This window comes from Kitasatospora sp. NPDC048722 (assembly GCF_040650235.1).
GTDB lineage: Bacteria > Actinomycetota > Actinomycetes > Streptomycetales > Streptomycetaceae > Kitasatospora.
This window is the reverse complement of sequence record NZ_JBEZGX010000026.1, coordinates 33,473-56,999: the sequence shown is the minus strand read 5'-3', so window position 1 is coordinate 56,999 and position 23,527 is coordinate 33,473. Positions and strand designations below refer to the sequence as shown.

The 23,527-nt window shown below is 73.8% G+C and carries 19 protein-coding genes; 8 read left to right on the top strand and 11 right to left on the bottom strand.

The genetic code is table 11. The annotated features are described in order from the left end of the window. Nucleotides 1–20 precede the first annotated feature (20 nt). Together AB0C76_RS20395 and AB0C76_RS20390 are read right to left on the bottom strand one after the other, a co-directional pair. Nucleotides 21–584 (bottom strand): phosphatase PAP2 family protein, encoded by a 564-nt coding sequence (locus tag AB0C76_RS20395; protein WP_359967031.1) that lies wholly within the window; start codon nucleotides 582–584, stop codon nucleotides 21–23. Continuing rightward, complete coding sequence (locus AB0C76_RS20390; protein ID WP_359967191.1) at nucleotides 581–1,945, bottom strand: diacylglycerol kinase family protein; 1,365 nt, start codon at nucleotides 1,943–1,945, stop codon at nucleotides 581–583. Before AB0C76_RS20390 ends, AB0C76_RS20395 begins: the two co-directional genes overlap by 4 nt. Nucleotides 1,946–2,494: 549 nt before the next feature. On the opposite strand from AB0C76_RS20390, the gene AB0C76_RS20385 reads away from it, so the two are divergent. Next, nucleotides 2,495–3,391, top strand: coding sequence for a hypothetical protein (locus AB0C76_RS20385; protein WP_359967028.1), 897 nt, complete (start codon nucleotides 2,495–2,497; stop codon nucleotides 3,389–3,391). Between the two features lie 35 nt (nucleotides 3,392–3,426). Here the strand turns inward: AB0C76_RS20385 and AB0C76_RS20380 are convergent, their stop codons facing one another. The 5 genes from AB0C76_RS20380 to AB0C76_RS20360 all read right to left on the bottom strand — a co-directional run bounded on the left by AB0C76_RS20380 (nucleotide 3,427) and on the right by AB0C76_RS20360 (nucleotide 10,219). Continuing rightward, complete coding sequence (locus AB0C76_RS20380) at nucleotides 3,427–3,996, bottom strand: hypothetical protein (RefSeq protein WP_359967025.1); 570 nt, start codon at nucleotides 3,994–3,996, stop codon at nucleotides 3,427–3,429. Between the two features lie 137 nt (nucleotides 3,997–4,133). Beyond that, complete coding sequence (locus AB0C76_RS20375) at nucleotides 4,134–4,751, bottom strand: LysE family translocator (protein ID WP_359967022.1); 618 nt, start codon at nucleotides 4,749–4,751, stop codon at nucleotides 4,134–4,136. After that, nucleotides 4,745–5,485, bottom strand: a complete 741-nt coding sequence (locus AB0C76_RS20370) for an alpha/beta fold hydrolase (RefSeq protein WP_359967188.1) — start codon at nucleotides 5,483–5,485, stop codon at nucleotides 4,745–4,747. Before AB0C76_RS20370 ends, AB0C76_RS20375 begins: the two co-directional genes overlap by 7 nt. A 10-nt stretch (nucleotides 5,486–5,495) precedes the next feature. After that, nucleotides 5,496–5,774, bottom strand: coding sequence for an acyl carrier protein (locus AB0C76_RS20365; protein ID WP_359967019.1), 279 nt, complete (start codon nucleotides 5,772–5,774; stop codon nucleotides 5,496–5,498). Further along, nucleotides 5,771–10,219: an amino acid adenylation domain-containing protein gene (locus AB0C76_RS20360; RefSeq protein WP_359967017.1), complete on the bottom strand. Its 4,449-nt coding sequence runs from the start codon at nucleotides 10,217–10,219 to the stop codon at nucleotides 5,771–5,773. The genes AB0C76_RS20365 and AB0C76_RS20360 overlap by 4 nt, the downstream gene beginning before the upstream one ends. 511 nt (nucleotides 10,220–10,730) lie before the next feature. On the opposite strand from AB0C76_RS20360, the gene AB0C76_RS20355 reads away from it, so the two are divergent. The 3 genes from AB0C76_RS20355 (at nucleotide 10,731) to AB0C76_RS20345 (ending at nucleotide 15,804) form a co-directional block, all read left to right on the top strand. Continuing rightward, entirely contained in the window at nucleotides 10,731–13,586 is a 2,856-nt protein-coding gene (locus tag AB0C76_RS20355) for an SdrD B-like domain-containing protein (RefSeq protein ID WP_359967014.1), read from the top strand. A 104-nt stretch (nucleotides 13,587–13,690) separates the two neighbouring features. Then, nucleotides 13,691–14,452 (top strand): hypothetical protein, encoded by a 762-nt coding sequence (locus AB0C76_RS20350; RefSeq protein ID WP_359967011.1) that lies wholly within the window; start codon nucleotides 13,691–13,693, stop codon nucleotides 14,450–14,452. Between the two features lie 128 nt (nucleotides 14,453–14,580). Then, nucleotides 14,581–15,804, top strand: coding sequence for a cytochrome P450 (locus tag AB0C76_RS20345; protein ID WP_359967008.1), 1,224 nt, complete (start codon nucleotides 14,581–14,583; stop codon nucleotides 15,802–15,804). 20 nt (nucleotides 15,805–15,824) lie between these two features. On the opposite strand, the gene AB0C76_RS20340 is transcribed toward AB0C76_RS20345, so the two are convergent. Further along, the gene (locus tag AB0C76_RS20340; RefSeq protein ID WP_359967005.1) at nucleotides 15,825–17,153 is read right to left on the bottom strand and encodes a right-handed parallel beta-helix repeat-containing protein; all 1,329 of its coding nucleotides are present in this window, start codon (nucleotides 17,151–17,153) and stop codon (nucleotides 15,825–15,827) included. 31 nt (nucleotides 17,154–17,184) lie between these two features. On the opposite strand from AB0C76_RS20340, the gene AB0C76_RS20335 reads away from it, so the two are divergent. After that, nucleotides 17,185–18,387 carry a Dyp-type peroxidase gene (locus AB0C76_RS20335; RefSeq protein WP_359967002.1) on the top strand — a complete coding sequence of 401 codons (1,203 nt, stop codon included), beginning with the start codon at nucleotides 17,185–17,187 and terminating at the stop codon, nucleotides 18,385–18,387. A gap of 123 nt (nucleotides 18,388–18,510) precedes the next feature. Continuing rightward, complete coding sequence (locus AB0C76_RS20330; protein ID WP_359966999.1) at nucleotides 18,511–19,473, top strand: quinone oxidoreductase; 963 nt, start codon at nucleotides 18,511–18,513, stop codon at nucleotides 19,471–19,473. Nucleotides 19,474–19,484: 11 nt separating this feature from the next. On the opposite strand, the gene AB0C76_RS20325 is transcribed toward AB0C76_RS20330, so the two are convergent. Then, on the bottom strand, nucleotides 19,485–20,093 hold the full coding sequence (locus tag AB0C76_RS20325) for a helix-turn-helix domain-containing protein (protein WP_359966996.1): 609 nt from the start codon (nucleotides 20,091–20,093) through the stop codon (nucleotides 19,485–19,487). Nucleotides 20,094–20,185: 92 nt separating this feature from the next. Then, a complete protein-coding gene (locus AB0C76_RS20320; protein WP_359966993.1) occupies nucleotides 20,186–20,680 on the bottom strand; it encodes an SRPBCC family protein in 495 nt (164 codons plus the stop codon). On the opposite strand from AB0C76_RS20320, the gene AB0C76_RS20315 reads away from it, so the two are divergent. Then, the gene (locus AB0C76_RS20315; RefSeq protein WP_359966991.1) at nucleotides 20,679–21,329 is read left to right on the top strand and encodes a TetR/AcrR family transcriptional regulator; all 651 of its coding nucleotides are present in this window, start codon (nucleotides 20,679–20,681) and stop codon (nucleotides 21,327–21,329) included. The two genes, AB0C76_RS20320 and AB0C76_RS20315, sit on opposite strands and share 2 nt — an antisense overlap. Before the next feature lie 64 nt (nucleotides 21,330–21,393). After that, nucleotides 21,394–22,371, top strand: coding sequence for a prolyl aminopeptidase (gene pip, locus AB0C76_RS20310; protein ID WP_359966988.1), 978 nt, complete (start codon nucleotides 21,394–21,396; stop codon nucleotides 22,369–22,371). A 195-nt stretch (nucleotides 22,372–22,566) separates the two neighbouring features. On the opposite strand, the gene AB0C76_RS20305 is transcribed toward pip, so the two are convergent. Then, nucleotides 22,567–23,478 carry a squalene/phytoene synthase family protein gene (locus tag AB0C76_RS20305; RefSeq protein WP_359966985.1) on the bottom strand — a complete coding sequence of 304 codons (912 nt, stop codon included), beginning with the start codon at nucleotides 23,476–23,478 and terminating at the stop codon, nucleotides 22,567–22,569. Nucleotides 23,479–23,527 lie beyond the last annotated feature (49 nt).

Here is a 23,527-nt window from a genome sequence, read left to right as displayed (position 1 = left end):
GGGGGTCCCGTCGCCCGGCACTAACAGCCGGTGACCCTCCGGCCCGTGGCCACGACGACGCTCGCGCAGGCCCCGCCCAGGAGAGCGCCGGCGACGACGTCGCCCGGGTAGTGGACGCCGGTGTGGACGCGGGAGTAGCCGACGGCGCAGGCGAGGAGCCCCAGGGGGGTGGCGGTGGCGGGCAGGACCGTGCCCACGGCCGTGGCCAGGGCGAAGGCCGAGGCGGTGTGTCCGGAGGGGAAGGACGCCGAGACCGGCATCCGGACGTGGCGGCCGGCGATCACCTTGGCGGCGTCGCGGTCCGGGCGCGGGCGGCGCACCAGTTCCTTGCCGAGGAGGTTCGCGGTGAAGGAGGCCAGGCCGACGGCCGCCGCGCCCGCGAGTCCCGCGCGGCGGTACCGGCCGGGGGCGAGGAGCAGGGCCGCCACGATCGACAGGTTGATCTTCGAGTGGTCGGCGGCGGCGGAGAGCCGCCGCAGGCCGGCGTCGAGCGCGGGCGTGTCGGTCGCGGCGACGGCGGCGTAGACGGCGCGGTCGACGGCCGTCAGGTCGTGCAGGACGGTGCCGGGGGGACGCGTGGTCATGCGCGGGCCTCCGTCCGGGCGAACGCGAGGCGGGTGACGTCGCGCCAGTCCAGGCGGGGGGCGTGCGGCTGTTGGGCCGGATCGGCGCCGGGGCGGTCGCGCGGGACGCGCACCCGCAGGGCGCCGCCGGCGAGCGAGCAGACGACCGGGGTCGGCAGGGTCAGCGCCTCGCCGTCGACGGCGACGGGGATCTCGGGCGCGTCCGCGTGCACGGTGACCCGCCGCGCCGACAGCACGGTCAGGCCGGTGGCCCGTTCACCGCGCAGGGCGAGCTCGGCGGCCTGGGCGGCGCTGTCGACACGGATGCCGAGGACGCCGAGGACGCCCTGGTCCAGGCGCGGGCGGCGGCCGAGGCCGACGGGGTCGGCCCTGGCGTAGGGGTTGTTGCTGACGAGCAGCGCCTGCGGCGCCTCGAGCCGCCGTCCGCCCGCGTCGGCGGTCAGGTGCGGGCCGTCGGCACCCATCAGGAGGTCCGGCAGGGCGTCCAGGGCGGTGGCGGTCTTGGCGTCGCGGTACTCCGGGCTCTGGACGATGGCCGCGTAGGCGCCGAAGGAGACGGTGTTGACGAAGGGCCGGTCACCGACCCGGCCCAGGTCCACGGTGAGCTCGACGCCGTCGCGCAGCGCGTCCAGGCAGGTGGCGGGGTCGTCGCGGTCGAGGCCGAGGTCCATCGCGAAGTGGTTGCGGGTGCCGGCGGAGACGACGAGGAACGGCAGCCCGTGCTCGACGGCGACCGCCGCGACCAGGGCCTGGGTGCCGTCGCCGCCCGCGACGCCGAGCAGGTCGGCGCCGTCGGCGACGGCCTGGCGGGCGAGGCCGGCGACGTCCTGCTCCGCGGAGGTGTCGAGCAGGATCACCTCGGCGCCCAGTTCCTCGGCCCGCTCCGCGAGCCGGAAGCGCTCGACCTTGCCGCCGCCGGACTTCGGGTTCATGATCAGCACCGGCCGCCGCGGCGGCGGGGTCTCCCGGACGGGCATCGGCTTCGGCGGCCGGGCCGCCCACAGCGCGGCGCGGGCGCAGGCGAGCGCGGCGAGCCACAGCAGCAGGACGATCACCGAGAGCAGCAGCGTGTGCGCGTGGAACGCCAGCACGACGACGGCGACCGGCGCCCCGACGGCCAGGACGACGCCGACGGCGCGCAGGACGCCGCGCCGGGCGATCGCCCACCACACGCCGATCGCCGTCACCGCCAGCCCGGCGAGCTCGGCGACCACCGTGAGCACCCCTTGCAGGCCGGTGAACGCGATCGCGACGACGGCCGCCACCGCGCACAGCAGCGCGGCCCGCGCGAGCAGGCGCGCAATGGGGTCCGGGCCGTCCGCTCCGCCCGCACGCTCCGCGCGTTCGACGACGTCCGTCATCCGCACCCCTTCGTCGGCCTTGTGCTCCTCGGCTCCGGACACGGTAACCGGCGCCGCCGCCGACGGCACGCTGAACGGGCCCAGGTGGTGGTTGTGGCGGCGGCTCGGCGACCGTGTCGCACGGAAGCGGCTCGCCCCCGTCGCCCGGCGGAGCACCGCTGCGCGGTGTTGTCCACAGGCGCGGGAATTGAGTCGCCGTCACGTGGTGCTTCGGCAAACCTGCGGGGCGGTCGACCTGCCGAGTCCGTGGAGCGTGCCGGTGCCGACCCAAGCCGAGACCGGGTCCTTCGTCGCGGACGGTTCCGTTCGCGTCCCGGGTGCCGTACCCCGGGCCACGGTGGGCGGGTGCCGCGCTCAGCTGTGGGCGGCGATCGGCTGTTCGCCCGACGACCCCGGGACGTGGACGGGACCTCGACGGTTGCGCTCCGTCCCCGGTCGGGCGGGCGGTGCCGGCGGGCCCGCGTCGCTCCTGAAGGCCTGACCGGTGCGGTGGCCGATCGCCCGACCGCCTACCATCGGCGGGTTGCCGATGGTGAGGACGGGGAGCTGATGGGTGGTCTGGGGCGGCTGATAGGTGTGGCGGCCGAGCGGGGCGAGGCCGGGTTGCAGGCCGGCTGGCAGGCCGCGCTGCGCGGCGGCCGGTCGGTGGCGGGCGGACGCTGGGCGCTCACGGCGCTCACGTCCGTCGCGCCGCCGCCCGTGCCCGCCACCGAGCCGTGGAAGCTTTCGGTCGGCACGCTGCTCGGGCGGCACCCCCGCACCCCCGCCGCGGTGCACAAGCTGCTCGGACTCCTCGACGGTGTCGGCGCCGTGCACCTGGGCCCGGTGAAGGCCGGGTTCGACGGCGAGGAGATCGAGTGGGACAAGGTCGTGGAGGTGCAGACCCGCAACGCCTTCGAGGTGCTGACCACCACCGCCCTGGAGCAGGAGGTCGACAAGGTCCGCGAGTTCCTGCCGCCGGTGCCCGGCCGCAAGTGGGCCGTCACCAGGATCGGCGAGGCGCTGGCCACGGTCGTCCTCGCGGCGCTGGAGCGCGGGTCGGTCGAGCAGCGCCTGGACGAACTGGCCGTGCCCGCCCGGATCGTGTACCGCGGCCTGCTCGGCCGGCAGCGCACCCTGGACGCGGGCTGCTTCGCCGTCGCCGCGCTCGTCGTGTCCGGCCAGGTCGGGGAGAGCCTGATCGCGTCCGCCCGCTGCCGCGGCATCCCCGTGCGGCCCGCGGAGGAGCCCGTCAAGCCGGCTCGGGCGGCTCACGTCGCGGCCCTGCGGGAGCGCACGGACGCCGTCGCGCGGCTGCTGAGCCGGATCGAGCAGCCGGGCGAGGGGACGGAGCCGGACCCGATCGGGGCTCCGGAGCCGGTGGCCGCGCTGGGGGCTTCGACGGTGTCGCTCGTCAAGGCCCCGGGCGCCCCGGCCGAAGGGCCGGCTCCTGTCCCCGAACGGTGAGGCGGTGGGCGTCCTCGCCGGCCTGAAGCAGCGGCTCAGTCCGTGAAGACGTACGCCACCAGGCTGGTCACGCCCGAGGCGGCCGTCAGAGCGAGCAGAACCACCACGCCCCACCCGGCGAAGCGCTCGGGCAACGCCCTGCGCCGGCCGGCCGTGCGGCGGGGCGCGACGATCCGGACGGCATGGCCGATGCCGAGGCCGCCGCCGATGACGGTGAACAGGCCGAAGCAGGTACCGAGGACGCGGACCGCGGTGTGGGCCACGCCCACGCGGTAGGTGGTGTCCTCGGAGGGGACGTACTGGACGGGGACGCGGGCGTGGGCCGGCAGGGACCCGTCGTAGGACGTCGGCACGGCGGCGGCGCCCGAGTCGGGGGTGAACGTGCCGAAGCAGGTGGTGTGGGCCTGTTTGCCGCTGCCCTCGGTGATGCAGCCCGAGACGGCCAGCAGGCCGGGCTCCCCGGCGAGCCGGAGCGGGTACTCGATGGTGAGCACGCACACGGTGGCCATCGCCGCGCCGGCCAGCATCATGACGAGCCCCGCCAGCGCGACGAGCGGCGCGACGGCCCACCGTCCCGCCCGGGTCCTGGGATCCTTCAGCTGCACCGTTCTCCCGTTCTCCACCCGAAACGATGTCGGAACCCGACATGATGTCGGATGGCCGGGCCGGGCGGAACCGGGCCCCGGCCACGGTCGGAGGACCCTGTGCGGGGGCGTCCGGTCGGGACGCCCCCGCAGCGGTGTCACTGCATCAGTGCCAGCCGCACGCCGAAGCCGATCAGCAGCACGCCCGTGACCTGCTCGATGCGGCTGCGGACCTTCGGGCGGCGCAGGAAGGCGCCGAAGCGGTCGACGGTGACGGTGTAGAGGCCGAACCACAGCAGGTACAGCACCACGAACTCCGCCGAGAGCACGAGCGCCCGGCCCAGCGTGTGACCGGTCGTGGGGAGGAACTGCGGCAGGAAGGTGACGAAGAACAGCGCCACCTTCGGGTTGAGCGCGTTCGACAGGAAGCCCTGCCGCACGTACGTCAGCCACGTGCTCCCGGCCGCGTCCGGTGCCGCCGCGTCGGCCGTCGCCCGTGCCGACTTCCGGGCGGCGCGCAGCGTGCCGATGCCCATCCACACCAGGTACAGCGTCCCGACGGTCTTCAGCACGGTGAACGCCACGGCGGACGCGATCAGGAGCGACGACACCCCCAGCGACGCGGCCGACACGTGCACGCTGAGCCCCAGCATGCCGCCGAGCGTGGTGTACAGGCCGGCGCCCCGGCCGCCGACCAGGGCGTTGCGGGTGATCAGTGCCTGGTCGGGGCCGGGGATCATGATGAGGACGAGCGCGGCGACGGCGAACGTCAGCATGCCGCCGCCCGGACGTTCCGCAGGACGGCCGCGTGCTGCCGTTCGCGGAAGTAGAAGTGGCCCCCGGGGAAGAGCCGGACCGGGACCGGCCCGGCGTCGGTGTGCCGATCCCAGGCGGTGAGCTGCTCCCTGGAGATGAGGTCGCGGTCGCCGCCGAGCACCGTGAACGGTACGGGCAGCGGCGGCCGCTCGTGCCACCGGTAGGTCTCCAGGATCCGGTAGTCCGCCCGCAGCCCGGCCGCCGAGAGCCGCGCCAGCTCGGGGTCGGCCAGGAGCTCTTCGGGGATGCCGCCGTGCCGCTCGTTCACGGCGCTGAGCAGCTCCGTGTCGGGCAGGAGGTGGAACCCCTGCTCGTGCCGGGCGAGTTCGGGTGCCGGGTAGCCGGAGAGGATCAGCCGCTCCGGCAGTGGACGGCCCAACTCGATGAGCCGGTGGGTGAGTTCGTAGCACACGAGGGCGCCGAAGCTGTGCCCGAAGAACACGAAGGGGGTGCTGAGCGGCAGCTCCTTCGCGAGCTGGTCGACGAGGTCGGCCATCGACGCGCACGGTTGCTCGTCGAGCCGGGAGCCCCGGCCGGGCAGCTGGACGGCCAGGACGTTCAGGCCTTCCAGCTGCCGGCCCCACCGGACGTACTCGGCGGCGGAACCGCCTCCGTGCGGGAAGCAGTACAGGGTGCGCGGCCCGGACGGGCCCGGTGCCCTGATGGTCCACTGGGGGGTGTGCGGTTCCGCCATGCCGGTCACGTCACTTCACCTCGGCCGTTCCGGCGGCGACGACGTCCGCCTCGGTGCCGGCCGACGCCAGGTACTCGGCCAGGCCCTCGATCGTCGGGTGCTCCAGGATCTCCTTGGGCCGCACCCGCCGGCGCAGCTTCGTCCCGAGGTCGGCCGCCAGCACCAGGGTGGTGGCCGAGTCGACGCCGAGCGCCGTCAGCGGGAGGTCGGTGCCGACCTCCTCGACCGCGATGTCCAGCAGTTCCGCGATGTAGTCGGCGAGCCACTCGACGAGCCTGTCGCGTGTCACACGTCCTCCTGGGGTGCGTCGGATGCGGTGGAAGCGGTCGCCGGCACGTCGAGCGGGTTCGCCGGGCCGAGCTGCGGTTCGAACCACGCGTCCACGTCGGCCACCGTCGAGTTCTGCAGGACGACGGCGACCGGCACCTCGATGCCGAAGGTGCGCTGCAGGGAGACGGCGATCCGGGCCGCGAGCAGCGAGTCGCCGCCCGCCTCCAGGAAGTCGTCGGCGAGGTCGATCTGGTTCACGCCGAGGATCGAGCGGTAGATCTCGACGAGCTTCGCCTGCCGGTCGGTGACCGGCGGACGCACCGGCCGTCCGCGCTGCACGCCCCGGGCGCCGGCCTTGGCGAGGACCGAGCGGTCGATCTTGCCGGTGGCGCTGAGCGGCATCCGCTCCAGCGGGCTGAGCCGCGCCGGGACCATGTGCTTGGGCAGGTGCGCGGCCGCGTGCGCCAGTAGCGCGTCGCGGTCGAAGCGCCGCTGCTCCGCGGGGCCTTCGGCGGCCAGGACGTCGAAGCCGACCGCGGCCGGTCCGTCGCCGTCGCGGGTGAGCACCGCCGTGTCGCCGTACCCGCACTCGGTGAGCAGCCCGGCCCACTGGGGGCAGTCGAGCAGCGGGTGGCCCCAGGTGCGGAACTCGGTGTCCGTCCAGCCGTCGAAGCCCTGCTGGAGACCCATGGTGAGGTCGAACCACGGGTGCATGGCGGTCTGTTCGACCATCAGCAGCAGGCCGCCGGGGGCGAGGACGGAGCGCAGGGTGCCGAGGCTGGTGGCGATGTCCCGGGTGTCGTGCAGGACGCTGGCGGCGATCACGAGGTCGGCCGACAGGCCGTCGTGGCCCTGGAGTTCGGGCTCCTGGTCGAGGTTGAACAGCCCGTAGCGGACGAACTCGTGCTCCCCGAAGTTCTCCTGGGCGCGGTCGGTGAAGTAGGTCGAGATGTCGGTGAACAGGTAGTCGGTGCGGTCGGCGGGCAGTAGCGGCAGCAGGTGCTGCGTGAGCGTGCCGTAGCCGCCGCCGACCTCGACGACGCGCAGCGGACGGTCCGCCGGCCAGTCGGCGACGAGCCGGGCCACCGCCTCGGTGGCGACGGCGTAGGCGGGGCCGAACAGGCGGGCGTACACCTCGGGCGTGCGGTCCGAGGCGTAGAGCTCGGCCGAGTGCAGGGACTGGGTGAGGATGGCGGCGACGTTGCCGGCCAGCGAGAGCATCCAGTCGATGAGGTCCGCGGGCACGTCCAGGGTGCCGCCGAGCGCGGTGCGGGCGGCCTCGGCGACGGCGCCGGGGACGGACGGCGGGAACTCGACGGCCACTTCGAGGCCGTCCTCGGTCGTGCGCAGGTCGCCGTGGCGCACGAGGGCGTCGGTGGCGCGGGCCAGCCAGCGTTCGTAGCGGGGGGCCACGCCGGCCGCGGTGGCGGCGGACGGGTCGAAGCGCTCGCCGGGCAGGTGGGGCAGGCCGAGGGTGCGGAACGCGACGGCTGCGGCCGCGGCGTGCAGGTCGTCGAGCGCGGACCAGGCGCCGAGCAGGGTGGCGGCGTCGGGGCCGGGGGCGGCGAAGGTCGCGGCCGAGGCGAGGGCCGCTCGGCGGCGGTCGGTCTCGGTGGCGTCCGCCGTCTCGGTGACCAGCAGGGAGCCGTCGGCGCGGTCCGGTACGACGTAGCCGAGCAGGCGCGCGTTGGTCGGGTCGTCGGCGGACTTGACGACGACGGCGTTCTCCACGCCGGGGTGGCGCTGGAGGACGGCCTCGACCTCGCCGCACTCGATGCGGTGGCCGCCGATCTTGACCTGGCCGTCCCGGCGGCCGAGGAACTGGAGCACCCCGTCCGGCAGGTAGCGGCCGAAGTCGCCGGTGCGGTAGAGCCGTTCGCCGGTGCGCGGGTGGTGGACGAAGCCGGCCGCGGTGCGCTCGGGGTCGCGGAAGTAGCCGCGGGCGAGGCCGGCGCCGGCGATGTACAGCTCGCCGGGCACCCACACCGGGCACGGCTCCATGCGCTCGTCGAGCACGTGGAAGGCCTGGTTGCGCAGCGGCCTGCCGTACGGGACGCTCGGGCAGCCCTCGGGGACCTCGTCGGCCGGGTGCCAGTTGGACCAGATGGACGCCTCGGTGGCACCGCCGAGGCTGATCACGCGGGCCTCGGGCCACAGCGCGAGGATGCGCTCGGGCAGGTCCAGCGGGATCCAGTCGCCGCTGAGCAGGACCAGGCGCAGGCCCTCGGGGACCTCGCCGGTGAGCTCGACGTGGTCGACGAGCATCTGCATCTGGGCCGGGACGGAGTTCCACACGGTGACGCCGTGCCGGGCCATCAGCTCGGCCCAGTGGCTCGGCTCGCGGCGCTTGTCCTCGTCGGGCAGCACGAGGGCGCCGCCGGCGAGGAAGGTGCCGAAGAGGTCGTAGACCGAGAGGTCGAAGCCGAGGTCGGCGAGGCCGAACACGCGGTCCCCCGGGCCGACGCCGAAGCGCTCGTTGATGTCGGCGACGGTGTTGAGCGCGGCCCGGTGCTCGATCATGACGCCCTTGGGGCGCCCGGTCGAGCCGGAGGTGTAGAGGACGTAGGCGAGGTCCTCGGGCCGGGCGGCGTCCGCCGGGACGGCCGGGTCGGCGGCGCCCTCGACGTCCAGCCTCGGCAGACCCTCGGGCCAGTCCGGCGCGTCCAGGTGCGCGGAGTCCGTCACGACGGCGAGCGCCTCGCCGTCGGTCAGCAGCGCCGACCGACGGGCGGGTGGCAGCGCGGGGCCGACGGGCAGGTAGGCGGCCGAGGCGAGCAGCACGCCGTGGGCGGCGGCGACCTGGTCCGGGCCCTTGGGCAGGGTGATGCCGACCAGGCGGTCGCGCAGCTCGGTGCCGTCGGCGGTGCGCCGGACCCGTTCGGCGACGGACGCGGCCTGCTCGGCGAGGCGGCCGTAGGTGACCGTCCCGGAGCCGTGGATCACGGCGGGCCGCTCCGGGTGCTCGGCGGCGCCCTTCAGCAGGCCCTGGTGCAGGAGGCCCCCGGGCAGCTCGCCGGCGGTGTCGTTCGCGCCCTCGCGCTCGGCGGCCTGGCCGGGGGGCAGGGCGAGGGCGGGGCCGGCCGTCCAGACCGCGTCGTCCTCGGCGAGCGCGCGGACGGCCGCCGTGTAGGTGGCGAACATGTCGTCCAGGAGGCCCTCGGGGAAGAGCTCCTCGACGGCGTCCCAGGTGAGGTCCAGCGAGCCGGTGAAGTCGACCACCTGGTGGTCCAGCCACACCTGCGGCGTCTGGCTCAGCCGGTAGGTGATGTCGCCGAAGTAGGCCATCGGCCCGGAGACGTCGGCGACGGTGCCGAGGCCGCTGGTGAAGACGACCGGCATGGTCTCGAAGTTGGTCTGCAGGCCGCGCCGGCGGCGTTCGCGCAGCGCGTGCAGGGCGCTGACGTAGCGGTGGCGCAGGTCCTGCTGGAGCTGGGTCTGGGTGCGGGCGACGCGGTCCTCGAAGGGGAGGTCGCCGGTGGTGTCCATCTCCAGGAGGCAGATCGAGGTGAAGTCGCCGATCAGGTTCTGCAGGTGGGGGTGGACGGTGCGGTGGCCCTTCGCGTTCTCGGCGAGGAGCAGCGGCAGGCGGTTGAACAGCGTGAGGTTCAGCGCGAACTTCGGCGTGCCGCTCCACATCCGCAGCGTCTCGGCGAAGACCGTCGCCAGCACGGCGGTCGGGGTCAGGCCCGCCTCCTCCGAGCGTTCCTGGAAGCGCTGCCACAGGGCGGGCGGGAGGTGGTACTCGCGGTGTGTGAAGCGCGGCTTGGGGATGCGCGCCGGAGGCTTGGCCAGCGGCAGCTCCGGCGGCGGGGCGAGCTCCTCGGCGCGGGAGACCCAGTACTCCATCGAGCGCTTGTGCCGGGGCGACTGGGTGCCGTTCTCCAGCGCGAGGACGTAGTCGCGGAAGGAGACGTCGACCGGCGGGAGTTCGGCCTGCTCGTCGCGGCAGAGCGCGCTCCACTCGCTGAACAGCCCGGCGATGCTGGCCAGGTCGACCATGAGCAGGTCGAGGCTCACGTGCAGCCGGTCGTGCTCGGGCAGGCGGGTCAGCCGGATGTCGAACAGCGGCCACACGGAGGGGTCGTAGACGCGCTCCGACAGGTCCAGGCGGACCTCGGCGAGACGGGCCCCGGCCTCGTCGGCCGGTACCTGGGACAGGTCCTCGAAGGCGATCTCGAACGGCGGGGCCTCGGCGAGGATCTGCTGCTCGCCGCCCTCGTGGACGACCGCCCGCAGCATGCCGTGGCGTTCCAGCAGGCGGCGCCAGGTGCGGTTCAACAGGTCCGGGTCGAGCCGGCGGCCCTCCAGCTCGAAGTACGCGTGGGGCGCGACGTTGCCGAGGACGAAATTGGGCCCGCGCCCGACCCAGTACGCGTACTGGATCTCGGTCAGCGGGAATGGTTCATTGGCTTCGGGCGACTCGGTGGGACAACAGCCACCGTCGGTGTTCTGTCCGCTCCCCATCTGGCTTCTCCCATTCCTGGTGGTATCGAGCGCAAACGTGCGGGATCTCGGTGGGACGTGATCTCGGTGCGGGGTGATCTCTGTGCGGGCGTCCGGCCGCCGGTGCGGCCGGGAAGATGTGGCTCCGGCAGAGGAGCGCTGTCAGTGAAACCGTCGTGACGGAGGGGTGTCAAGATCTTCCCAGCGGTCGCACCAGCCACTTTGCAAACATCTGACACTCGGTCAACTCTGCCCGTTTTGTCGCGTATTGGGGATGCTTTGGCGATCCCAAAGAAGTGCTTGGAGTCGTCATTCGGCGCGTGTGAACAAGTGCTGGGGGATATGTGTCTAATCGAGGAAGCGTTCGACGGGGGCTTCGGTCTTTGTCTGATGTGCCGTCAAAGTTCCTGTTCTTCATCCTGATTGCGTCAAGTCGCTTTAAGCTCCCGTTAAGGATGGCGGTTTCCCGCCACCCCGTGAACTCTCCAACGGGCGAGGACCGCAAGGCCCTTCTGGACGATGAGAGCAGGGGATGACGACGACAGACGAAGAGCCCAACGGCACCGCGCGCGGACCGGGCCGGGGCCGCGCGCGCAGAACCGCACGCCGCACGGCGGGCAGCGTCGCGGCGCTCGCCGTGGGGGTGGGCGGCTGCTCGCTGCTGGCGGCCCCGGCCGCGTTCCCGCAGACGGGTGACGGGTCCGTGACGGTCCGGGTGGTCCGGGCCGTGGACACGAGTGGCGTGTACAAGTCCGCGCTGGAGCCGGGCATCGCGGGCGTGAAGGTGACGTTGACGGACGACACGGGCGTCGGCGTCGAGGGCACCACCGCGGCCAACGGCCTGGTGACGCTCGCGCCGGCCACGAGCAAGGCGACCGGCGGCAGGTACCGCGTGCAGGTGGTGAATCCGAAGCCGGGCGTGCTGTTCCCGGCCTTCGCCTCCCGTCAGGGGCTGGACGGCGCGCCCGGCCGGCTGAGCAGCAACGAGGAGTTCGTCGACCTCTCCGGCGGCAGGAACGTGTCCTACACGACCGGGCTGTGGAACCCCGGTGACTACTGCCAGAAGAACGCACCGCTGGTGACGACCTGCCAGCCCATGCCCCGCGAGGGCGGCGCCCAGCGCACGCTGGTCTCCTTCCCGTACAGCGCGCGCGGCCAGGACGGCGACGGCGTGAACGCCACGACCATCGCCACCAACGCCGAGACCGGCACGCTGTTCGGCATCGCGTGGAACAGGGCCGACCGGCGGGTGTTCTCCTCGGCGGTCGCCAAGCGCACCACCGAGTACGGCCCGGGCGGCGCGGGCGCGATCTACGTCACCGACCTCGCGCAGAAGAGGACGACGCTGTTCACCACCGTCCCGGACGCGGGCACGAGCGTCCACGGCGGCGGCACGGACGACGCCTTCGTCGACGCGCCCGGCAAGGAGAGCCTCGGCGGCATCAAGATCACCGACGACGGCAAGGACCTGTTCGTCGTCAACCTCAACGACCGCAGGCTGTACCGCTACGACGCGACCGTCCCGAGTGCCGGGGCGCCGTCGGCCGCCTACCCCGTCCCCGACCCGGGCTGCCCGGCGGCGGGGGACTGGCGTCCCTTCGGCCTCGGACTCCAGGACGGCACCGGCTACCTCGGCGGGGTGTGCTCCGGCGAGTCCACCGGCAAGCTCACCGACGTGCGCGCGGTGGTCCTGCCGTTCGACCCCGGCACCGGGGTGTTCGGCAAGCCGGTGCTGGACCAGCCGCTGGACTACCCGCGCAAGTCCACCGTGGGCTCGGGCCCCTGCGACGGCGCGGGCTGGTTCCCGTGGACGAGCACCTACCCGACGGCGCAGGACGGCCGTCCTTGCGGTCTCGGCACCATGGCCAACCCCGAGCCGGAACTGGGCGAGATCGGCTTCGAGACCGACGGGTCGATGCTGCTGGCCTTCCGCGACCGCTTCGGCGACCGCGCGCCGGGCGCCCCCCGGAAGGACGCACCCGCCCGCGTCATGTCCGGTGGCGACCTGAACAAGGCCTGCCCGGTGCACGGCACCTACGTGATGGACACCAACGGCGGCTGCGGCCTCGCGCCCCGGGGCAACCGGTTCTTCGACACCGCCTGGGCCGGGGTGGGCCACCACAACACGGCGTTCGCCGGCATGGCGCTCTCCAAGGTCGAGGACACGATCGCGGTCTCCGCCTTCGACCCCAACCACACCGCCCTCGGGTACGGCACGTCGTTCCTCCAGCGGGCGGACGGCAAGCAGGACCCGAAGTTCGGCTTCCGGCTCAACCCGGCCCAGGACAACGCGCCGTTCGGCAAGGGCGCCTCCATGGGCGACCTGGAGGTCCTCTGCGACCGGGCGCCGCTGCAGATCGGCAACCGGGTCTGGTACGACCCCGAGCGCAAGGGCATCCAGAACCCGGGTCAGCGCCCGGTGCCGGGCGCCACCGTCAACCTCTACGACGAGTCGGGCAAGGTCGTCGGCACCACGAGGACGACGAAGCGGGGCGAGTACTACTTCGACGACTCCAACGTCACCGGCGGCCTCAAACCCCGGACGAAGTACACGATCCGGATCGACAACCCGGCGGACTACGCCAAGGGCGGCCCCCTCTACCAGTGGGTGCCCACCGCGGCCGACGTCGGGGACAACCACTTCATCGACTCCAAGGGCGTCGTCCCGGCCGGGGCGAAGTTCCCCGAACGGGCGCTGACCACCGGCGGACCGGGCGAGAACGACCACACGTACGACTTCGGCTACCGGCAGCAGGAGGGCGTCCTGCGGGTCGTCAAGAACGACCAGGACGGCAGACCGCTGGCCGGGGCCACGTTCCGCCTCTGGAAGGAGACCAACGGCACCGACGGCCTCCAGACCACGGGGGGCGAGCCGGACACGCCCGTCGGTGAGCCCTGCACGACCGGGGCGGACGGCGTGTGCCAGGGCAGCGGCACACCCGGGACGTACTACTGGCAGGAGGTGAGCCCGCCGGACGGCTACTCCGCGCCGGACCCGTCGGTGTCCGCACCGCTCGTGCTGACCGCGGACAACCTCGACGCCGGAGTCTCGGTGACGATGGTCAACCGGCTCATCCCGACGCCCACACCCACGCCCACGCCCACGCCCACACCCACGCCCACACCGACGCCGTCTCCGGTGCCGACCGGTACGCCGTCGCCGTCCTCGCCGCCGGGGCAGACCGGCCCGGCCGTGCCCGGTAACCCCGGTAGCCCCGGTAACCCGGACTACCCGCTGCCGCCGGCCGCACCCCGACCGGTGCCCGGCACGCTGCCCGGCACCGGTGCGAGCCGGGCGATCCCGCTGGCCCTGGCCGGCGCGGTGGTGCTCACCGCCCTCGGCGCCGCGCTGCTCGTGCTGACCCGCAGGCGCGGGTCCAGGCGCTGACGGACCGGAAGGGCCCGATCGGGCGGGTCTCCCGGACACCTCCGGGAGACCCGCCCGACGGTCGTGACTCCGGTCGTGACCCACCAAGGAGAGAAGGCGGTCGCATGTCCCGCAAACCACGCCTCGTCCGGCTCGGAACACTCGTCGTCGTCGTCGTGTGTGCCCTGGCCGTCGGCGGCCTCGTCATCCACCGGACCGTCTCCGACGAGACGGCCGAGCGGCCGGTCACCACGGACGAGGCGTCAAGGCTGGCCCTCTCGCGGCTGAACCTCTACCAGGCCAGCCCCGTGACCGTGGCCCTCACCGCGGCCGAGGGCGGGGGAGTGGAGATCCGCGTCGAGGGCGTCGTCGACTACCGGACCCGCCGAGGAGCCGGCCGCTACACGACCACCGGGCCCGGCACGCAGCCCGACCACGGCCTCATCGTCTGGGACACCGGCGGCCTCGGCCTCGCCCCCGAACCCGCCGGAGTCGACGGCACGCCCTGGGAGCAGGCCGAGCACGTCCCCCGCTCCGGCTGGTCGCCGCGCACCTACACGGCCGACCCGCTGGACTCCGGCCTCCAGCTGACGGTCCAGCTCGGCGCGGACCGGCCCGACAACCCGCTCCTGCTCGCCCAGTCCGGCGCCCGCTGGCTCGGCCGGGACCGCATCGACGGCCGCGGCTACGACCGCTTCGCGGGCCCCCGCGCCCAGGGCGCCGCCCCCGACGGCGGCCGCTCGCCCCTCACGTACTGGGTCGACGGTGACGGCACGCTGCGCCGCGTGACGATGCAGCTGGCGGGGCTGGGCACGCCCACCGCCGTCGAGTTCACGGGGCGCGACGGCGGGGCGAAGGTCCCCGAAGCGCCGTGGCTCACCGGCTGACGCACGCCTCGGCGCCGCTCCGCGGACCCCCATGCCCGCGGCCCGCGGGCCCGTGTCAGAGCCGTGTCAGCGCGGTGTCAGGCGTGCCGGGGAAGGTGGTCGCATCGACCACCACGAGAGGACGACCCATGAGCGACCAGGTCCCCGTCCCGCACGGCCTGCCCACCGACCGCGACGCCGGCCCCTTCGCCCCGCCCAGCGCCATCACCCGGCTGCGCGACGCCCGTCCGGTCAGCCCGATGCTCTTCCCCGACGGCCACGAGGGCTGGATCGTCACCGGCTACGACGAGGTCCGCAGCCTCATGGCCGACAACCGGTTCAGCTCCCGCCAGGACCTCGGCATCCTGCACGTGCCGCACGAGGTCCCCGGCATGCCCGAGATCACCGAGCCGTCCCCGCAGGTACCGGGCATGTTCATCGCCATGGACCCGCCGGACCACACCCGCCTGCGGCGCAAGCTCACCGGCGCCTTCACCGTCCGGCGCATGAAGCTGCTGGAGGAGCACATCACCGAGATCGTCGAGCGGCAGCTGGACCGACTGGCCCGGCTGACCCCGCCGGTCGACCTGGTCAAGGAGTTCGCACTGCCGGTGCCGTCGCTCGTCATCTGCGAACTGCTCGGCGTCCCCTACGCGGACCGGGAGAGCTTCCAGGTCAACACGGCCCGGTTCATGGACCGGGAACTGCCGTTCGGCGAGAAGATGGCCGCGTACGGCGCGATGAGCGCCTTCCTCGCCGAGCTGGTCACCGGCAAGCGCGCCGAGCCGGGCGACGACATCCTCTCCGACCTGGCCCGTGACGAGGACCTCGGCATCGACGAACTCACCGGCATCGCCTTTCTGTTGCTGCTCGCCGGCCACGAGACCACCGCCAACATGCTGGGGATCGGCACCTTCGCGCTCCTGGAACACCCCGAGCAGCTCGCCGAACTGCGCGCGGACCCCGGCCTGCTGCCCGGCGCCGTCGAGGAGCTCATGCGGTACCTGTCCGTCGTCGACGTCCTCTACCGCTACGCCACCGAGGACCTCGAACTCGGCGGCGAGACGATCCCCGGGGGCTCGACCGTCCTGGTCTCCCTGCTCGCCGCCAACCGCGACCCCCGGCGCTTCGCCGACCCCGACGCCCTGGACATCCACCGCGAGGCCCGCGGCCAGCTGTCCTTCGGCCACGGCGTCCACGCGTGCCTCGGCCAGATGCTGGCCCGCATCGAGATGCGCGCCGGGTTCGCCGGGCTGCTGCGCCGCTTTCCGGACCTCCGACTCGCCGTACCCGCCGGGGAGGTGCAGCTCAGGACGAACATGCAGATCTACGGCGTGCACGGGCTGCCCGTCACCTGGACGGCGACGGCGTGACGGCGCGGCGGCCGGCAGCCTCAGCTCGGCCGCTGCGGCAGGGCGGTGACGTCGGTCGGCAGCCGGTACGCGTCCGCGTCGACCGCCCCCGGCAGGTCGGTGGCAGGGCGGCCCGGCGCGGACGGATCCGGCAGCGACGGCTGCGCGGGCGGCGCGGCGACCTGGCTGAACGGTACGCCGGGCGGCGCCTGGACCGGGGCCGCCCGCCCGCCCGGCACGGGGCCGTGCCCCTGGGCACCGCACGCCGCCAGGCCCTCCAGCCCGTCCGGGCTCTGGACGGCAGGCTGGTTGCCGCCGAAGCAGTTGCCCGGGTCGGCCGAGGCCAGGACGAGGTCGACGCCGTTGCCGTCGGTGCGGTTGCCCTCGACGCGGTTGCCGCTCGCCGGGTGCCCGGCCGGGTCGGTGACGATCACGCCCGCGGCGCGGTTGCCCCGGACGAGGTTGCGTTGCACCAGGTTGGCCGTCCCGCCGCCGATCCCGATGCCGATGCCGAAGCCCCCGTCCGCCTGTTCGGGGGTGTCGGAGGCGTTGTTGTCGGCGACGACGTTCCCGGCGATCACCGCGCCGTGCTGCGGGGCGAGCGCCTCCAGGTCGTTGGAGTTGACGGTGACGCCGACCCGGTTGCCGACGACGCGGTTGCCGAGCACCGACAGGCCGTCCGAGGCGTTGGTCAGCTCGATGCCGACGGCGTTGCGCTCCACCGTGTTGCCGCGCACCAGCGTGTCGCACGGCTTGCACTGGCCGACGTAGATGCCCGAATCGGCCTGCCCGGAGGCGTACGAGTCCTCGATCACGCCGCCGCGCGCGTCGAACGCGTAGATCCCGTACAGCCCGTTGTCGTACGCCGTCACCCGGCTCGCGCGGAACCCCTGGACGACCGGGAAGCGGGCGGTGTCCAGGGGGTCGTACGCGGAGCCGCCGGCGCCGCGCTGCTGCAGCTTCTCGTCGGTGACGCCCGTGAACAACACGCCGTTGGCGAGGTAGCCGTGGACGGTGAGGTTCTCGACCACCGAGCCGGGCCCGGTCACGGTGACGCCGTTGACCAGCTTGAGGCCGCCGTCGAGGACGACGCCGTTGCGGTCGGTGCCCCGGAGGGTCAGGCGCGCCTTGGTGACGCGGACGCTCTCGCGGTAGACACCGGGGGAGACGAGGACGGTCTCGCCGTCGCGGGCGACGTCCACGGCCTTCTGGACGGTCGGGAAGTCCTGCGGAACCCGCAGCACGTTCCCGGGCCGGTGCTCGGCATCGCCGGAGCCGGAGCCGGAACCCGTGGAGGAACACCCGGTGGCCGCCAGCGCGACGGCTGTCAGCAATGCGGCGAACACACGTCCGGAGGAGAGGAGTTGCATAGTCAGTGTTCTATCGTCTCCAATAGCGCGCATGCCCACCGAACCGGAAAACGCGCAGCAACCGGACCGCGATGCCACCCCCGGGTTCGGCCGGCGCAGGGCGCTGTTCGCGGCCGGTGCGGTGCTCGCGGCGGGTGTCGGAGCGGCGGCCGGTCAACTGGCGGGCGGCGAGGCCGAGCCGGGCCATCCGGTGGCACGCCCGCCCGCCCCGACGCCCTTCCACGGCGTCCGGCAAGCAGGATTGACGTTCCCTCAACAGGGGGCCACGCAACTCCTCGCCTTCGACCTGCCCCGGAACGCCCAGGCCGCCGACCGGGAGGCCCTGCGCTCCCTCCTCGCCGAGCTCACCCGCGTCCTCTCCGAGGCCGCCTCCGACCCGCCGCCCGACCCGCGCCTGGACCGCGGCACCGGGAGCCGTCTCACGTCACTGGTGGGTGTGGGCCCCGCGATCGCCTCCCGGCTGGGCCTCGACGTCCCGCCCGCGCTCGGGGAGTTGCCGCCCTTCCCCGGCGACCACCTGGACCCGGCGCGAAGCGGCGGCGACCTGCTGCTGCAACTGTGCGCCGACGACCGCTGGACCCTGGCCGTCACCGCCGAGCTCGTCAGCACGGCCGCGCACGCGGCGGGCGCCACGCCCCGCTGGGCGCAGTCCGGCTTCCTGCCGCCCACATCCTCCGGCGTCACCCCGCGCAACCTCTTCGGCTTCAAGGACGGCACGGCCAACCCCGACGACGAGGCCGCCCGCCAGTGGGTCTGGGGCCCGCCCGGCCCGCACGAGAACGGCACCGTCCTCGTCTACCGCCGCATCCGGATGGACACCGCCGCCTTCGCCGCCCTGCCCGGGGACCGCCGCGACCGGGCGATGGGCCGCCGCGCGACCGACGGCGCCCCGCTCACCGGTACCACCGAGCACGAGGACCCGGACATCTACGCCAAGAACCCCGACGGCTCCTACGTCATCCCCGCCACCGCCCACGTCCGCCTCTCCAGCCCCCGGCTCGACGGCGGCGCCCGCATGCTGCGCCGCGGCTACAGCTACGACGACGGCCCCACCGACCGCGGCCTGCTCTTCTGCGCCTTCATGCGCGACCCCGCCCAGTTCACCCGCGTCCAGACGCGCCTCGCCGCGCGCGACGCCCTCAACCCGTTCCTGGACCACACGGCCTCCGCCGTCGCCTACGTCCTGCCCGGCGCCCAGGAGGGCTCCGTCCTGGGGGAACACCTCTGGGTGTGACGCCCGCGGCGGCCCGGTCGGGTCTCTTTGGACTTGCCGGTCCATTTTTCCCTCCCTAGGTTCGTCGATGACCGGTGCTCCACCGTCGCCGGTCCTCAACCCACTAGTGAGGGAAGGCCTTTCATGCACGCGATCGTCATCGACACCCACGGCGGCCCCGAGGTCATGCAGTGGACCGAGCTCCCGGACCCGACCCCCGGTCCCGGTGAGGCCCTCGTGCGGCTCACCGCGGCGGGCGTCAACTTCATGGACGTCGGCGTCCGGACCACCCCGGTCCCCGGCTGGCCGCTCCCGACGGCCCTCGGCGCCGAGGGCGCGGGCCGGGTCGTCGGACTCGGCGACGGCGTCCGCGACCTGTCGGTGGGCGACCGCGTCGCCTGGTACTACCACAAGGGCAGCTACGCCGAGCTGCTCGCGATCCCCGCGGACGCCCTGGTCAGGATCCCCGACGGCATCTCCGACGAGACGGCGGCGTCCGTGATGATGCAGGGGCTGACCGCGAACCACTTCACCACGGAGTCCCACCCGATCCGGCCCGGCGACGTCGCCGTCGTGCACGCCGCCGCCGGCGGGGTCGGCCGGCTTCTCACACAGATGATCAAGGCGCGCGGCGGAAGCGTCGTCGGGCTGGTCTCCCGGCAGGAGAAGGTCGCCGCGGCCGAGGACGCCGGAGCCGACCACGTCCTCGTCTCCAGCGGCGGCGGCTTCGAACACCGGGTCCGCGAACTCACCGGCGGCGTCGGGGCCGACGTGGTGTACGACGGCGGCGGCGCCCCGACCTTCCGCTCCTCGCAGCTGTCGCTGCGCCGCCACGGGGTGCACGCCTACTACGGCCCGTTCATGGGAATCCCGTCGCTCACCCCCATGGACCTGCCCAACAGCATCCTGCTGACGTACCCGAACGTCCTCGACCACGTGCCCGACCGCGGCACCCTGGTCCGGCGCACGGGCGAGGTCTTCGACCTCGTCGCCACGGGCGGCATCGTGCCGCGGACCGGCGGCCGCTACGCGCTCGCGGACGCGGCTAAGGCGCACGAGGACCTCGAATCCCGCCGCACCACGGGCAAGTTGCTGCTCCTGCCCTGAACCCTTCCGGCTCAGGCGGCGAACTGCCCGGCGGCCCGGAGCTGCACGATCCCCCAGTCGAGCGCGGCCCGCAGGTGCGCGGAACTCCCGGTGGACAGCATGATCGACACCCCGCCCTGCACGGCCGCGAGCATCGCGGCGGCGGCCCGGTCCACGTCGAGCGACGTCGGCAGCAGCCCGTTCCCCTGCAGCGCCCGGATGCCGACGGCGAGTCGCTCCTGCCACTTCCGCAGCAGTTCGACCACCAGCGCCCGTGCGCCCGGCTCCTGGCGGCCGATCTGCAGGAACAGGGTGCTCAGCGGGCAGTGGTCGCCCTGCGCCTCGTACCGCTCCACGACGACGTCCCGCCAGCGGTGCCACGCCTCCCACGAGTCCAGGCAGCCGAGTTCGGGCATCTGGTCGTCCAGGACCCGGTCGGCCTCGTACTGGGCGACGGCGAGGAGCAGGGCGTCCTTCCCGGCGGGGAAGTAGTGGAAGAGCTGGCTCTTGCTGGTGCCCGTGTGCAGGCGGATGTCATCCAGCGTCGTGAGGGCGACGCCCCTGTCCCGCAGGACCTCCGCCGCACCCTCGACGATGCGGGCCCGCGTGGCGCGCCCCTTCGGCGTCAGCTCGCCCGGCATGTCTGCGCCCCCGAACAGAAGTGGACCTTCGGGTCCAATCTAGCGCAACCCCGGTCCGGGCGGACGCAGTTCGCCGCCCGGACCGGGGGCGCTCAGTGGTCCTGCGCCTCGGCCGCCGCCTTGAGGTCGTGCAGCCAGGCATCGAGCCCGGCCCGGAGGATGGCCGTCGCGGCGGGCACGTTCGCGTCGACCTGGGCGCCGGTGTGGGTCTCCTCCGTGCTCACCAGGACCCCGCCGTCGACCTTCGCGAAGTTCCACACGTGCACCCCGTCGATCCGCAGCCCGTCGGCGACGGCGGGTCCGGTCCAGCGGATGCAGGCGCCGGGCCGGATCTGCCGGACGGTCGAGGTGATGTCCAGGCCGGCGGCGGTGGTCGCGGGGTTCGGCGGAATCGGCGTCGTCCAGTGGAAGGCCGATCCCCGCCGCAGCGCCCCGCCGTCGAGCCGCTCCGCCGAACTGACGGCGGCTTGCCAGGAGGGCCAGTCCTCGACGTCGGTCTGCAGCCCCCAGACGGTGCCGAGCGCCCAGTGGGCGTGATAGCTTCTAGCGAAACCTTCAGCGTGTAGCGACGGGAGCGGGGCGGCCATGGCGACGACCGGTGCGGACACCCCGCGGGAGCGGTACCGGGCGCAGGTGCGGGCGGAGGTCAAGCAGCACGCCTGGGAGCAGATCGCCACGGCCGGGGCCTCGGCGCTCTCGCTCAACGCGATCGCCAAGCGGATGGGCGTGAGCGGGCCGGCGCTCTACCGGTACTTCGCCAGCCGGGACGACCTCATCACCGAGCTCGTCCGGGACGCCTACCGCGGCCTCGCCGACACCCTCGGGGCGGCTGCCGCGGAGGGTGCCGACCTGCCGGGGCTGGCGCACGTGCTGCGCGCGTGGGCGCTGGAGGATCCGCACCGGTACTTCCTCCTCTACGGCACCCCCGTGCCCGGCTACCACGCGCCGGACGACACCACCGCCGTCTCGGGCGAGATCATGGCGGTCCTCCTCGACGCCTGGACGGCCTTCGCACCGGAGGGGCCCACCACGGCGTTCGACGCCCACCTCGCCGACCACCGCGCCTGGGACGGCGGGCACCCGGCCCCGCCCGGGGTGCTGCACCGGGCGCTGTCCTTCTGGACCCGACTGCACGGCGTCCTCTCCCTGGAGCTCGCCGGGCACTTCACCGGGATGGGCTTCGATCCCGCGCTGCTCTTCGCCGCCGAGCTGGACGACCTGCTGGATCGCTCCTGAGTCACCGTCAAGTCGGAAACAAATCGGATGAGTTCGGCCGCCGTCGGCCGTAGGCTCGACGGTCATGGTTGATCTCTATCCTCCGACCGAGCCCTACGACACCGGATTCCTCGACACCGGGGACGGCAACCGCGTCTACTACGAACAGCTCGGCAACCCCGAGGGCAAGCCCGCCCTCAACGTCCACGGCGGGCCCGGAGCGGGCGCGATGCGCAGGCCCGCGCGTTCCTGGGACCCGGAGTGCTACCGCCTCATCCGCTTCGACCAGCGCAACTGCGGCCGCAGCACCCCGCACGCCAGCGACCCGGCCGCCGACATGAGCCTCAACACCACGCAGCACCTGATCGACGACATGGAACGCCTGCGCGAACACCTCGGCATCGACCGCTGGTTGCTCAACGGCGCCTCCTGGGGCTCGACCCTCCTCCTCGCCTACGCGCAGCAACACCCCGAACGCGTCACCCAGATCGTCGTCGCGGCCATCACGACGACCCGGCCCGCCGAGACCGAATGGCTCTACCACGGCGCCCGGCGCTTCCAGCCCGAGGCCTGGGACCGCTTCCGCGACGGCGTCCCCGAGGACGAGCGCGCCGCCCTCGGCGACGACTGGCGCAACCTGCTCGCCGCCTACTCCCGCCTCATGGAGAACCCCGACCGGGCCGTCCGGGAGAAGGCCGCCGCGGACTGGCTCGCCTGGGAGGACGCCGTCATCTCGGGCGAGCCCAACAACAGCCCCGGCATGTACAGCAACCGCGAGGTCGACGACCGGATCGCGTTCGTCCGCATCTGCGCCCACTTCTTCGGCAACGGCGCCTGGCTGGAACCCGACCAACTGCTGCGCGACGCCCACAAGCTCGCCGGCATCCCGGGCGTCCTGGTCCACGGGCGGCACGACATGGGCGGGCCGCCGGACACGGCGTGGGAACTGGCCAAGGCGTGGCCGGACGCCCGCCTCCACATCATCGAGGACTCCGGGCACGCCGGCAGCGACGAGCTGAACCAGGTGGTCCGGACGGCCATCGAGGACTTCAAGCACCTCTGACGGCCGACGGCGCCGCACGGGTGACGGGCGGCGCGGTGCGGACCTGGCCTCCCGGGCGACGGCCCGGCGCGGTGTCACCGTCCGGGGGCATCCCGCACGATGGCGCCTGTCCGGCCGTGATGCTGAAGGCGTCGCGTCAACCGGGCACGGGAACGCCGCCCGCTCGTGCGGGGGCCGGGCGTCGAGCCCCCTTCGTCAGCGCGCCACGCGGCGGGCCCGCAGGTACTCGCGGGCCAGGAGGCGCAGGGCGCCGAGCTTGGACGGGCCGGCCGAGCGGCGGAGCAGAGCGGCGACGTCGGCGCGGGCGGTGGCGCTGGTGAGGGCCTCCAGACCGACCATGCAGCGGACCATCGGACGGTGGGCCGGCGGGGTCAGGTCGATCACCGTGCGGGCGGCGGCGAGGGTGCGGTCGACCTGGTCGAGCTGCTCGGCGATCAGGGCGCGGAAGGCCGGTGTGTCGCGGCCCTGGTCGAGGTCGGCGCGGGTGACGCCGTGCCGGTCGAGGGTCTCGGCCGGGATCGTCAGGCGGCCGTCGGCGAGGTCCTCGGCGAGGTCGCTGACGAAGTCGAGGCGCTGGCTCGCGTCGATGAAGACGCGGCAGGCGGCCTCGTAGGCGCTCTGGTCGCCGTCGGGGCCGAGCAGCGCGGCGACCACCATGAACGCGGGCAGCGCGTAGCCGTCGAGGTAGGCCTGGTAGTCGGACTCGGTCGCGAACCCGGTGAAGTCGAGGTCCGCGAGGGCTCCGGCGAGGTGGCCGGGAACGCGGTCGCGCAGGACGGGACGCGCGGCGGCGGAGGCCAGCAGCGGGCGCAGTTCGGGGTTGTCCGTCAGGCCGGTGGCGAGGCCTTCGACGACCTCCTGCTCCCAGCGTGCGTAGGCGTGCCTCCGCCCTTCGACAGGGCCGCTGTCGAGGAGGGTGTCGGTGCGGTGCATGAAGGCGGTGGCGGCGATCACGTGCGGCACGAGCCGGGGCGGCAGCAGCAGTCCGGCGGCGAGGGCGGCCTCGCGGCGGTAGGCGGTGACCTGTGCGCGCTGCCGGCCGTAGTCGCCGCGCAGTCCGGGGTCGTCGATCCCCGCCGCGTCCAGCGCGCGCTCCCAGCCGCCCACGTGCTTCCCCTCGGTCCGTCGGTTCGATTCCTGCCGAGCCTAGACGGTG